Genomic DNA, 12,640 nt, shown 5'->3' on the forward strand with positions numbered 1-12,640 from the left:
AATAGAATATACACGGGAGCTTGGTTAAGCCAGGCTGAGAGGATAGCCGATATGCTGTCGACCGTAAAACCTGATCTGGGTAATGCCAGCGGAGGAAACGTCTTAGCCTTTGTGTATACAAAGACCGCTTCTTTTCGTTGCGGTCTTTTTTCTATTGCATCCATCACATTCATGATTTGGAGGAATTGAAATGAGAAACGAAATGAAAAACAATGGAGCAAGTCCGGATATTTCGTCGTTTCCGGGAAGCAAAAAGGTGTACGTTCAAGGCTCGCGTGCGGATATTAACGTGCCGATGCGCGAAATTGCGCTAACCCCTACTAAAGGGGCAGATGGCATTGAGGAAGTTAATCCTTCTGTTCGAGTCTATGATTGCAGCGGACCATATACCGATTCAGAACTCATAACGGATATTCGCAAAGGTCTTCCATTGAATCGCAGAGAGTGGATATTGGAACGGGATGATGTAGAAGAGTATTCGGGAAGGACTGTTAAGGCAGAAGACAACGGATATAAACACGAGGAATTCACCGAGCAAACGAACCTTTTTCCAGGGTTGAATCGCAGGCCGCTGCGAGCCAGAAACGGCGCGAATGTGACACAAATGCATTATGCCAGACAAGGGATCATCACCCCCGAAATGGAGTACATCGCAATACGAGAAAATGTAACTCCGGAATTCGTTCGCAATGAAGTTGCAAGCGGTCGGGCGATTATCCCATCCAATATCAATCACCCGGAAAGCGAGCCTATGATTATCGGCCGCAACTTCTTGGTGAAAATTAATGCAAACATCGGAAATTCCGCTGTGGCATCATCTATAGAAGAAGAAGTCGAAAAGATGAGATGGGCAACTCGCTGGGGCGCTGATACGATCATGGATCTATCAACGGGTAAACATATACATACGACGCGCGAATGGATCATTCGCAATTCCCCCGTGCCCATTGGAACAGTCCCGCTCTATCAGGCTCTGGAAAAAGTCGGTGGAAAAGCAGAAGAATTGAGTTGGGAGATTTATCGGGATACTCTGATCGAACAAGCCGAACAAGGTGTCGATTATTTTACGATTCATGCGGGAGTTCGTCTGCACTATATCCCATTGACCGCGAAGCGCGTGACTGGAATTGTGTCTCGCGGCGGTTCCATAATGGCGGCTTGGTGTCTTGCTCATCACCAAGAGAATTTTCTTTATACGCATTTCGAAGAAATATGCGAAATCATGAAAACCTATGATATCGCCTTTTCATTAGGAGACGGTCTACGTCCGGGTTCTATAGCGGATGCTAATGATGAAGCGCAGTTTGCTGAATTGGATACGCTTGGCGAGCTGACCCAAATCGCATGGGAGCATGACGTGCAAGTGATGATAGAAGGTCCGGGACATATACCTATGCACATGATTAAAGAAAATGTAGACCGACAAATGGAGGTCTGCAAGGAAGCGCCCTTTTATACATTAGGACCGCTTACGACGGATATCGCTCCCGGATACGATCATATTACTTCAGCTATTGGCGCGGCAATGATCGGCTGGTTCGGCACGGCCTTGTTATGTTATGTCACGCCCAAAGAGCATCTAGGGCTGCCCAATAAGAATGATGTGCGTGATGGCGTTATCGCCTATAAGATAGCAGCTCATGCCGCTGACTTAGCCAAAGGACATCCGGGAGCGCAGGAGAGGGATAATGCTCTATCGAAAGCACGTTTCGAGTTTCGATGGAGAGATCAATTTAACTTGTCCTTAGATCCGGAAAGAGCCATGGATTATCATGATGAGACCTTGCCGGCGGAAGGAGCAAAAACAGCTCATTTCTGTTCCATGTGCGGACCTAAGTTTTGCAGCATGAGAATTACGCAGGACATTCGCGACTATGCAAAGCAACAGGGACTTGACGAAAAGCAAGCTATTGCGATGGGGTTACAAGACAAGTCTACTGAATTCAAAGAAGCGGGAAGCGCCATTTACCGGCAAAACTAATCAATCGTTCAACGTTGTTTAACGTACGTTTAACCATAGGGAAGCTATGATTCTTTATAATGTGATGATAATGATGCATGTGTAACAATCCGGGGAAAGGAGTTAAAATGAGAACAAAATATTTGGAGCTAAGCAAAATAATTACTAGCGATATTTTGATGACGCGATCTCCATCGGATGCTAACCGCCTGCCTAGCGAAATCGAGCTGTCGCAAAAATATAAAGTTAGTCGCGAAACCAATCCGGTTTTCCGGAGGAATACCAGGAGTATACGCGGCTCGTTCCTTCAACGCTGCATGATAGGATCCATGCGGTACCAGGTAATCACGAGACCCGCTGGGACGAATGGGGCAAGGAGTACTATACCCAATTATTCGGCAAGTCCAATTATTCGTTTGACCATGGCGGCGTTCATTTCATTGCCCTTGACCCGACTACGCTGCTGCAAGAGGGGGGATATTTTTCCCCGGCCCAATTGGAGTGGCTGCGCAGGGATTTGATGAATACAGGCAAGAAAACGCCAATCATCGTTTACCTTCATTATCCGGTTGGCAACAATTTCTACTACATCAGCAACCAAGAGGAATTCTTTGAAATCGTGGAGCCGTACAACGTACGTGCGGTCTTTACCGGGCACATCCATCGCGAAGTCGTGTGGAAGCAGAACGGCATTACCCTTATAGCTCTGCCGGCTATCAAGAATGCGCCCGTCTACCATTGGGTTGAGAAGAAATCGTTTCCGCTTCAGCCGTCCGTACTTGAAGTTTATAACGCGGAGTTTACGAACGGAACGGTGTCCGGCAAGAAATTGGTGGTGGAAATCCCGCTATCCGGAGATAAACCCGCTGAGCATGAGAAGCCGATAGAGGCTAACGTAAGCAATAATGATGCTAGCCATCCCGTACTTAGTGTAAAAATAGGACCGCAAGCAAACGTGGCAAGTGTCCAATATCAGTATTGGCCGGATATTACTTATGCGGGATCGAATGACGGGAACTGGCAGGATCTGGTTCCGAAGGAGCCTGGACATCAAAGCGGAATTTGGGAGACGGTTGTCGATACGGCAGGCAAAGCACCTGGCAGCTACCGGATTCAGCTCCGGGTTACCAATCAGTTAGGCGAGCTTTGGGATGAAGCTGTTCCTTTCGAGATCCCTGCTCAACTTAACGCCTCAACTAATACTTCACGAATCTCATGGGAATTCAAGCTTGACGCTTCCGTTCAGGCCGGGATCGTGATTGCAGGGGAGAACACGGAGTCTCCTGTTGCGATTGTGGGACAATTGGACGGCACCGTTACGGCACTCGAAGTATCGGATAAAAAGGCGAAACCGAAGTGGACCTATCGAACCCAAGGGGCGATTGTCGGAACGCCGGCGCTGAGCTCAGATGGCAGCCGCGTATTTATTGGATCGACAGACCACCGGATTTATGCAATGGATACGTCAACGGGCAATTTATTATGGTCCTATAGCGGCTCACAGCCCATTCTGAGCAGTCCGCAATGGCTTGACGACTCCCATGACGGAAAACCAAGTCTGTTCGTCGTCATCGGGCGAACATTATTGAAACTAGACGCCGCAACCGGAGCCGTACTTTGGACGGCAGATATTCACGGATTTTTTGCCGGTAGACCTGAAATCGTGGATCAGACGGTCTTTGTGGCCTCGGGGGATGGCAAGGTGTCTGCGCTGGACATCCGTTCGGGGATGCTTTTGTGGCAAAAAACGCTGTCCATCCAAGCGAATCCTTACCGTACTTTGTTATACAGTCCGTGGTACTGCAACCCTACCGCTCTGCCGGACAAGCAATCGGTTCTGTTTACTACGGTATCAAAGGCATACGCGTTGAATGCCGCGACCGGGAATACCGTATGGACGCTTAATGGCGGCTACATGTATGCTGGTCATTCTGTTTTCATGGCGGAGCCCGAACCGACGCTTGTGCTGCCGGACGAATGGGGTACTGCAACAGCCGTCAATCCCATTAACGGAAGCAAACGGTGGACGTCGAAAACTAAACAACGGATTTTTCATACTGCGCCTATTTTCTGCAAGGGAATCATTTATTTGACTTCCGTCAATGGTTTGATGACCGGAATTGATGGTGTTACCGGAAATATAGTCGATGAACTCCAGTTCTCGCGCAATTATGTATTTTCATCTCCGGCATTATTAGCCGGCCAAATGCTCATCGCAGCAGGACACGACGGTATCGTTCGCGGAATCAGGCTGTAGCCGCATACCGACAGGCATTGAAATCAGTTTATAGGGAGGAAGAAAGAATTGCTTAAAAAACTGTATCATTTGGTTCTTAGTATGTCGTTGTTATTGATTCCATTGCTATCAAGCAGCAATGCGAATGCAGCCGAAGCCCCGCTATTCGAAAAAGGAAAAGAAGTGCCCCTTAAAGTCATGTCTTATAATATCCACCATGGTGTAGGTGAGGACGGCGCTCTGGATTTGAAAAGAATTGCTGAGCTTATTAAGCAATCAGGCGCTGACATTATCGGATTACAGGAAGTCGACAATCATTTCTCGGATCGAAGTAACTTCGAAGATCAGGCAAAATGGCTAGCGGATTATCTTGGGATGAATTATGCGTATGCCGCTAATCTTGACTATGAACCATTGCAAGAAGGACAGCATCGCCGTCAATACGGAACGGCCGTATTGAGCAAGTATCCGATCCTTTCCTCGGAAAATCATTTGCTCACGAACATTCCTTATCCGGTCAATCCAACGGAACAACGAGGGCTCTCGGAAACGACGATTAATGTAAAAGGCAACCACGTTCACTTCTTTAATACCCATCTTGATAATAAAAGAGCCGAACAAAGAGACCTTCAAATTAAAGAAATCCTCGAGATTGCAAAACATAACGAAGGAACAAGCATCTTTGCAGGGGACTTCAACGCCACACCTGATAGCGGGGAAATCATGAAGATGAGCGCACAGTACATGGATGCATTTGCCAAACTCGCTCAAGACGTGGACTTTACGTATCCTTCCCTTCCTCAACCTGACCGTCGTATCGACTACGTCTTCGCTTCAGACGATGTTCAGATTAAATCTGCGCAAGTTATTCGTACGGAGGCCTCCGATCACTTGCCGATTTCAGTCGATTTGGTGATCTCAAAAAAGCACGTACAGAACTGAGTAAGTAAGCCTATCTCATACAAAGGACGTGTGACCATGCTTCGTGGTCACACGTCCTTTGTTAATGTTCATCCGATACTTTTTCTATTTGTTCATTTCCACGATATAGTCGGCAGTACGAATCGCAAGGGCAACTGTTGTCAAAGTCGGATTGGTAGCACCATTGGAAGGCAACACGCTGTTATCCGCTACATAAAGACCGGAAACGCCATGGATTTGACCATACCGATTGGTCGCGGATGTCGCTGGGTCGTTACCCATCCTGCACGTGGATGAGTCATGGAAATCATCCCCGGCCGGTCTTTGACATATCGAAATCAAATCCACCTTCATCGCCAAGGCCATCTTTTTAGCTTCTTCGGTCATCCGACGAATGATCTCGACGTCCTTTTGGCTGAATGAGAAGGATACCTGCAATTTTGGCATCCCGTACTCGTCCGTGAGTTGAGGGATTACATATACTTTATTTTCATACCTAGCTTCGACCTTACCGAAGATGTTCGCTTCTATCATTACTTGTTTATGAAACGGTATCTCTTGATAGGGCTGGTGCGCTCTGCCGGGATCTGGTCCGACCCATTGATATTGATAAGGTTTTTCGGCAGTCTGTGGAGTAATGATATTGAGTATGCCCAGAGGTTCAGGAAAATCACTTCGGTTTGCTGCAGCCAAAGCGATCAATTTAGAATGGCACGTTAAATAATGGCCAATTGCTTCCCCTTGAATACCGGAATTTAATAATATACGGGGGGTTTGATAGGCATTGGCTGATAAAATAACCTTCTTGGAGCGAAGAAAGTATGATTTGCGTTCGGGTGATACAACCTTAACCCCGGAAACTTTGCCTTGTTCGGTTATAACTTGTACTGCTCTTGCTTTTACGGCCAAGTCATACGGCAACTTGTTCAGGGCTGCAGCAAGAAATTCAATGGAACTAAAATAAACGTTAGATTGGATTAAGCCTAACCGCGAACTCTCGAGATTAACGGCCCTCGGAGCACTTTTTGATTCTGAAAACCCATTTTCCTGAAGTCGCTCAAGCAGCACATTTGTGAGCGAGGAGCCGATATCATAATGATTCGTCACATTCATGACCCGTTCTGCGATGCTATAATACCCGTTCAATTCTTTAGGCGAAATGGGCCATGTTTCAGTTTCGCTTAAAGGCATGCGGGGAGTAACGGCACTCCAAAATAAAGTTCTCCCCCCCAAAGCGAACAACTGCCTCGCTCCCGGAAGAGCTGGCGCTACGGGTTCAGACACTTTGGGATTTAGAAAGAATGCCCGAACGCGTTCATGATTCATCGTAGCGATGTTTACTGCATGAGTTTGCAATAGTAAATCCCCTGCTTCGACAACGCCTATACGTTTGCCGCAATGTTCCCACCGTTCGCATAATCGCCAAAGCGCTGCTCCCCCGCCTGCTCCGGTACCGACAACGATGACATCATACTCATTTCTCTCCATTTCTTCCAGGGAGACTAGCGGAATCCAATTATCAAGGTAAGGAAGCTGTACAGGAGGGCAAAGGGGCACTGAAACATCATTACCTATCTCAGTGTCTGAAGCAGGGGGGAGATTCATGATCATGCCTGCAAGGTTCTGGTCGGGATCCGTAATTCGGGGATTAAGCGAGAGGAGATAAGTGATTGGGATATTGTTAATGTCAGCTATGGATCTGAGTGTATCATGGATATCCGCGATACGTATCCTCAAAGCGTCTCCCTCCTTTGCTCTATGTATCAATACAAATATATAAAACGCGTCTGACGATTAGACCCTTTGGTTCGATGGATGCCGGCATACTTGAACGAGGTATACATTCAAAGCGCAAGACCCATAATGACGAATAGTTTGGTCATTTTACAATGTACGTGTGATCCCTCAGTTTATAAGAGATCGAGCCGTACGGAGGGAGCAGAGAGGCAATGGAAGGAGAGTCTCCTCAGTCTCAAAAAACATTGCAAAGAGCCGCATCTAAACCTAAGCGGCAAATCTCCGAATTATTATCAGACAATCTAACTTATCTTGAACATATATTTGCAAACAGCGATGATATCATGTTTTTGCGTTGGTCTTACGGACCGGATCTGCAGCATAGTGCTTGTTCCGTTTATTATAAGTCCCTGGTTCAAGATAAGAGTGCCAATTATATGAAATCTTCGCTTCAGGATCTCGTCACTCACGAGGTAGGTCCGGCTACAACAGTTACACCTCAGGATATTATCAAGTTTTTCGGTCAACATGGTGTATCGGAGAAGACGGCATCGCTATTGGATGATATGGATACCGCAGTAGAGCACATTTCTAAAGGACATATCGTAATCTTCTTTGATCACTGGAATCATGCTTTAACCTATGACGCAATATCCGTTGAGACAAGGCAAGTTACAGAGCCGGTTGTTGAATCGGTTGTACAGGGACCACGGGAAAGTACAGTTGAAAATCTGCAGAAAAATATAGGACTTCTTCGATTGAGGCTAAAAACCCCGAAATTCAAAATCGTAACCTTTCAGGCAGGCGGTGATACCCAATCCGATGTGGCATACGGCTATGTCGAAGGGGCTGTTGATCCGGGAATTTTGCAGGAGTTCCAACAAAGAGTGGAGCAGATAAAACAACTCGAAATACTAGAGACTTCCTATATTGAACAAATCATCGAGGATTCGACCTACTCTCCTTTCCCCCAGCATCGGTATACAGAACGTCCAGATGTTGCCGTTGCGGCGCTGCTGGATGGGAAAATTGCTGTCATGATGCAGGGGACAGGCAGTATTTTATTATGCCCGGGTCTGTTTACGGAATTTTTCCAATCCAGCGAAGACTATTATCAGAGAACGATCATCTCGACACTTATTCGGTGGCTACGAATCGTTGCGTTTGTTATGGCATTGTTGCTTCCCAGCATCTATATCGCCTTGATAACCTATCATCAAGAACTGGTTCCGACCGTACTGCTTCTAGCCATTATCGAAGCTCGCGAAAGAATTCCGTTGCCGGCTTTTTTTGAAGCGCTGATGATGGAATTTTTTTTCGAAATGCTGCGGGAAGCCGGGGTCCGTCTTCCGAAGCCTATCGGATCAACCGTCAGCATCGTAGGAGCACTTGTTATTGGAGAAGCGGCAATTACCGCAAATATCGCCTCTCCGATCATGGTCATGATTGTCGCCTCGACCGGGATCGCGTCCCTTACCATTCCCCAACACACGATCGGGATCGCATTGCGAATTTTAAAGTTTCCACTTATGCTGTCTGCCGGGATTATGGGAGGGTTCGGGATGCTCATCTGCATGTATCTTATCCTGCTTCACCTATGTCAGCTTCGTACGCTCGGAATTCCTTATTTAGCTCCTCTCGCACCATTAAGGATTGCCGAACTGCGTGACGTGATCATGAGGACATCATTGAAAGTGATGCTTCCGAAATCCACGCAATAGACATGTCCATCCATTCGTTAACGGGAAAAACAAATGAAAAAACTTATTCAATTCGGTTTACTGGGCGTTTTGCTTCTTACCTTACCAGGTTGCTGGAATAAACGAGAGCTGCCCGAACTCGGGTTAGTTATGGCAGTCGCGCTAGATCAAGGGAAAAAGGGTCAAATCGAGATGACAACGCAAGTTTTCCGCCCTTCGGCATCCGGGAGCGAAGGCGGGGGAGGAGATCCCAAAAGTTCATTTATTAATGTAAAAACGAGCAAAGACACCGTTTTTCAAAACATACGGGAAGTTCCTCTTCATCTGGGAAGAAGGACGCAATGGAGTCATATGCGAGTCATTATGATTGGAGAGTCTCTGGCTAGAAAAACGGACATTGGGAAACTCCTTGATTTGTTTTTTAGAGACCATGAACCGCGTCACAACGTTTCGGTCCTAATTGCTAAGGGCCATGCAGGTGAATATTTAGCAAAAAAACCGATTGTCGAACAGACGACAGGTCAACAGCTTATGCGGATAAAGCAATATCTTTTTCAAAAAAACACGAGTACGATAAAATCCACCTTGCTAGAGGTGGCTAAGCAGTTGAAGGATGATAATGATGCCTTATTGGGATACGTAAATGAAGAAAATGGCTCATTTGCAGCATCGGGAGCTGCGCTAATCAAAAAAGGAAAGCTGATTGGTGTACTGCCATCCGATCACATTAAAGGTCTGCTGATGCTCCTCAACAATTATCAAAATGGATTAGTCGTAATCAGCTGTCCCAATAATAAGAAAGAGAATGAAGCTATTGAAATCGTGTCCTTACATTCAAGATGGAAGGTTAACATGGTGGATGACAAGATTACGGTTCGAGTGAAGATGGAAGTTGAAGGAGCGCTCGGAGAGTTAAGATGCACCGAACTGAAAACGATGAAAGACGAAGCCAAGCTCATCGACCAAATTGAAAAAGAGTTGACAAAAGAAATGATGACAACGATTCAAGTTCTGCAGGACAGAAAAGCCGATGTGATTGGGGTTGGCAACCATATTTATAGATATCACCCGAAACAATGGAGCAAAATGAAAAATAACTGGGACGAGCGATTTGCGCAAGTAACCTTTACATTTCACATTAAGACAAAGCTAATAACAAGCGGAACGTCACTTCCGGAGCCCGTATTGTCGGAAAACGCCCAATAACGGAGGCAGCGCATGTGGTAGAACGATCGATTGTCTTTGCCGTTGCATACGGTTTAGTCATCCTGCATGATTGGATTTTTATAAAAAGCAATATGGGCAAAAAAGAAAGGGGCGTACGTTACGCCCTTTTGCTCATTGCTATTTATATGGGTTTTGATTATGTCACGGCTTCGGATTTTTACGATTTATATGATTTTGTCGAATTCTTTTTAAGGGAGCCAGGAACAGCGATTGTAAATATTCTTACAAAATGATGGTAAGGGGAAAGATGAGTGAATAGGTTGCAAACGATAAGCTATCGGCAAATGAGTATACTCTTTTTTATATTCATGACTGGTTCCTCCAGCATTAATATCCCGGGTCCGTTAATTAGCAAGTCGGATAATGCCGCATGGCTTTCCATCCTGATTGCGGGTGGGCTGGGATTATGCATGTTGGCATGTATGCTGTTTCTGCAGCGACAATATCCTGACATGACTTACGTGGAGTATAGCCAAACATTAATTGGGACATGGCCTACCGTTATTCTCTCAATAGGTGCGTTAGCCTTCATATGGCACACGGAGTCAGGAATTATCTTGGATATCAGTTTATTTATGGTAAGCTCGATGCAGAGAGAGTCTCCACTGTATATCTATTCATTGCTAATTTCGATCGTATCCGCATTGGCGGTGCGAGCAGGATTAGAAGTGATGACAAGGATGTTTATTCTCATTATGATACCCGTAGCTTTTTCTATTGCTTGGGTGTTGTTAATGGCTATTCCGACATACTCCCCAGAGTCATTGCTGCCGATCATGCCAAATGGAATCAAACCGATTCTCAACGGCGCTTACACTGCATTTGGTTTTCCGTATGCCGAGGTATTTTTGTTTGCAATGTTACTGAAGTTTACGAATCAAGGTCAAGGAAGTAAATTAACCCGTGCAATGATCCTTTCATTGTTGATCAATATTATCGTTTTATGCGCAACTACGGTGTGTACGATTATGGCGTACGGCCCTTTAGCCGGTACTACAAAGTACACGCTTTATATGATTGCCCGAAATATCGAATTCCAAGAGATTATCACAAGGATTGAATCCATCATTGGATTTGCTTTGATCTCTGCATCATTTATGAAAGCAAGCATTACTCTTTACGTATTTAGTTTATTTGTAACCCAGCTTTTAAAATTGAACGATTATCGCCTTGTGGTGACGCCGCTTGCGCTGCTTGGCTTTTTACTTACGCTTGTGGGGTATGACAGTATAACTCAATGGGGAAATATCAGTGTCGGGATGATCCAGCCGCTTTGGGTGTGGGTATCACTGGCTTTCCCGATGTTGCTGCTGACTCTGGTCGCCTATTTTAAAAAAGGTAATCTACAGGGATAATTCCAGGGCTAATTCTCAACGACACCGATGCTTTTCAGGTAGTTGAGGCTTATTTTCGCACTTTGCAGCGGGTTCTGGCTTACATTCTGCTCAACGAAATAATAGTTCACTCCTGTTTCCTTGAGAATGCGAAAAATGGGCGGCCAATCTATAGTGCCACTGCCGATTTCTGTGAAATCTCCTTCTTTATCCATATCCTTGATGTGGATAAGGGGTGACATTCCCTTATACTTTTGCAGAGTTGCCTTTGGATCCAGCCCTGCTTTCTTTACAAAATATAGATCAAGCTCTAATTGCATCATACTGCTGCCGACACCTTGTAACAGTTGATCAATGATTAACTCTTCTCCTAGTTTTTCATATTCGTGTTGATGGGGGTGATATAACAGAAGCATTCCTTGGCGTTTTGCCTCCGCAGCCATCTTTTTTAATGAAGATATCAATTCGGGAATCTTTTCTTTATCTTCGAATCTTTCCTTAGGGAAGCTAGTTACTATATACTTCATTCCAAGAGTAGAGGCGTATTGGATTTGATGTAGCAAGTCGGTTTCCATATCTTTGTAATTTACATATGTCGACACCGTTTTCAAGCCGAGTTGATTCAACATCCTTTTCATCTCATAAGCGTCAACTCCGCCATAGTCTTGTGAAAATTCCACCAATACATAGCCCATTTCCGCTACTTTCTTTAGCGTTCCGAAGAAATCTTTCTTCGCTTCATCTCTAAGTGTGAAAAGTTGCAGTCCTGGGGGAATTATGAATAAATCCCAAAGTTCATTGCCTAATCTTCGAAACTTCATCAATGCATCCCTCTCCCTTGATAGACATTTATTAATAGTTATGACAAAAAGCCCGGCCTTATGAGGTCGGGCTCTTCATTTGCGCCATAGCAGGCAATGCATGGAGCGTTCCAGTGTTGGGCTTTCTATTCATAAAGATAAATAAGCTGCCTATTTTTAAATAGCAGTCCAAGCTGAACGCGTATACGCGTGTTCCGCTTAGTAAGATGCCAAATGCAGTCGTATAAAGAGTAAGGCTCATGACATTGATATTGCCTGAAAGAATGAAATTAATATGCATAAATAGACAAATCAGAACGGAAGGGAAGATCATGAAACCTGCTATGAGAAAGAGGCCGACAATGATTTGAACAACCGGTATGGCATAATTTAAAACCATCACTTGATTTAACGCGACGTCCTCAATAAGACTTTTATAAAATCCCGGAACATTTGGCTTATCCAATGCTTTTATCAAATAATCCGTCAGAAAAACGCCAGGCTGAGCAAACCATGAATGACCTGAAGAACCGCCTTCCCCTAATACTTTCGTTACCCCCGCCAACAACCAACCCACACCGAACAGAACGCGCATGAGAGCAAATAAGGCCCGCCATCCCCATATACTCCATGTTCTCAGATCAGCTGAATGGAACTGGCTTTTAACAACTTTATTTCTCATAATAAACCCCTCCAAGTAAGAATCATTCTCAGTTGAACGATGA

10 protein-coding genes, 1 pseudogene and 1 riboswitch are annotated in these 12,640 nt (G+C 45.3%); of the genes and pseudogenes, 8 read left to right on the forward strand and 3 right to left on the reverse strand.

What is annotated here, in order from left to right:
• Positions 1 to 2 precede the first annotated feature (2 nt).
• Positions 3 to 114, forward strand: a riboswitch (TPP riboswitch).
• A 76-nt stretch (positions 115 to 190) separates the two neighbouring features.
• From thiC to DL346_RS01945, 4 genes and pseudogenes are all read left to right on the forward strand, one after another.
• Positions 191 to 1,981 carry a phosphomethylpyrimidine synthase ThiC gene (thiC, locus tag DL346_RS01935; protein ID WP_112880406.1) on the forward strand — a complete coding sequence of 597 codons (1,791 nt, stop codon included), beginning with the start codon at positions 191 to 193 and terminating at the stop codon, positions 1,979 to 1,981.
• A 268-nt stretch (positions 1,982 to 2,249) separates the two neighbouring features.
• Positions 2,250 to 2,615 (forward strand): annotated as a pseudogene (locus DL346_RS29805) (metallophosphoesterase family protein); the annotation flags it as partial.
• Positions 2,616 to 2,795: 180 nt separating this feature from the next.
• A complete protein-coding gene (locus tag DL346_RS29705) occupies positions 2,796 to 4,217 on the forward strand; it encodes an outer membrane protein assembly factor BamB family protein (RefSeq protein WP_338066298.1) in 1,422 nt (473 codons plus the stop codon).
• Positions 4,218 to 4,265: 48 nt separating this feature from the next.
• A complete protein-coding gene (locus DL346_RS01945) occupies positions 4,266 to 5,138 on the forward strand; it encodes an endonuclease/exonuclease/phosphatase family protein (protein WP_240632992.1) in 873 nt (290 codons plus the stop codon).
• 84 nt (positions 5,139 to 5,222) lie between these two features.
• Here the strand turns inward: DL346_RS01945 and DL346_RS01950 are convergent, their stop codons facing one another.
• A complete protein-coding gene (locus DL346_RS01950; RefSeq protein WP_112880408.1) occupies positions 5,223 to 6,854 on the reverse strand; it encodes a GMC oxidoreductase in 1,632 nt (543 codons plus the stop codon).
• Between the two features lie 212 nt (positions 6,855 to 7,066).
• On the opposite strand from DL346_RS01950, the gene DL346_RS01955 reads away from it, so the two are divergent.
• The 4 genes from DL346_RS01955 to DL346_RS01970 are packed head-to-tail and all read left to right on the forward strand — an operon-like array spanning position 7,067 to position 11,136.
• A complete protein-coding gene (locus DL346_RS01955) occupies positions 7,067 to 8,575 on the forward strand; it encodes a spore germination protein (protein ID WP_112880409.1) in 1,509 nt (502 codons plus the stop codon).
• A gap of 33 nt (positions 8,576 to 8,608) precedes the next feature.
• Positions 8,609 to 9,760 (forward strand): Ger(x)C family spore germination protein, encoded by a 1,152-nt coding sequence (locus DL346_RS01960; RefSeq protein ID WP_112880410.1) that lies wholly within the window; start codon positions 8,609 to 8,611, stop codon positions 9,758 to 9,760.
• Positions 9,761 to 9,774: 14 nt separating this feature from the next.
• Entirely contained in the window at positions 9,775 to 10,014 is a 240-nt protein-coding gene (locus tag DL346_RS01965; RefSeq protein ID WP_112880411.1) for a hypothetical protein, read from the forward strand.
• 18 nt (positions 10,015 to 10,032) lie between these two features.
• The gene (locus DL346_RS01970; RefSeq protein WP_112880412.1) at positions 10,033 to 11,136 is read left to right on the forward strand and encodes a GerAB/ArcD/ProY family transporter; all 1,104 of its coding nucleotides are present in this window, start codon (positions 10,033 to 10,035) and stop codon (positions 11,134 to 11,136) included.
• Between the two features lie 8 nt (positions 11,137 to 11,144).
• Here DL346_RS01970 and DL346_RS01975 read toward each other — a convergent pair whose 3' ends face one another.
• Together DL346_RS01975 and DL346_RS01980 are read right to left on the reverse strand one after the other, a co-directional pair.
• Positions 11,145 to 11,936, reverse strand: coding sequence for a sugar phosphate isomerase/epimerase family protein (locus DL346_RS01975; RefSeq protein ID WP_112880413.1), 792 nt, complete (start codon positions 11,934 to 11,936; stop codon positions 11,145 to 11,147).
• Between the two features lie 58 nt (positions 11,937 to 11,994).
• Entirely contained in the window at positions 11,995 to 12,597 is a 603-nt protein-coding gene (locus DL346_RS01980) for a hypothetical protein (protein ID WP_240632993.1), read from the reverse strand.
• Positions 12,598 to 12,640: the final 43 nt, after the last annotated feature.

This window comes from Paenibacillus montanisoli (genome assembly GCF_003268025.1).
GTDB classification, from domain to species: domain Bacteria; phylum Bacillota; class Bacilli; order Paenibacillales; family Paenibacillaceae; genus Paenibacillus_Z; species Paenibacillus_Z montanisoli.

Excerpts from the sequence above, each read along its gene's own strand:
- thiC (WP_112880406.1), top strand. The coding sequence starts at position 191 with ATGAGAAACGAAATGAAAAACAATGGAGCAAGTCCGGATATTTCGTCG.
- DL346_RS01955 (WP_112880409.1), top strand. The coding sequence starts at position 7,067 with ATGGAAGGAGAGTCTCCTCAGTCTCAAAAAACATTGCAAAGAGCCGCA.
- DL346_RS01960 (WP_112880410.1), top strand. The coding sequence starts at position 8,609 with ATGAAAAAACTTATTCAATTCGGTTTACTGGGCGTTTTGCTTCTTACC.
- DL346_RS01975 (WP_112880413.1), bottom strand. The coding sequence starts at position 11,936 with ATGAAGTTTCGAAGATTAGGCAATGAACTTTGGGATTTATTCATAATT.
- DL346_RS01980 (WP_240632993.1), bottom strand. The coding sequence starts at position 12,597 with ATGAGAAATAAAGTTGTTAAAAGCCAGTTCCATTCAGCTGATCTGAGA.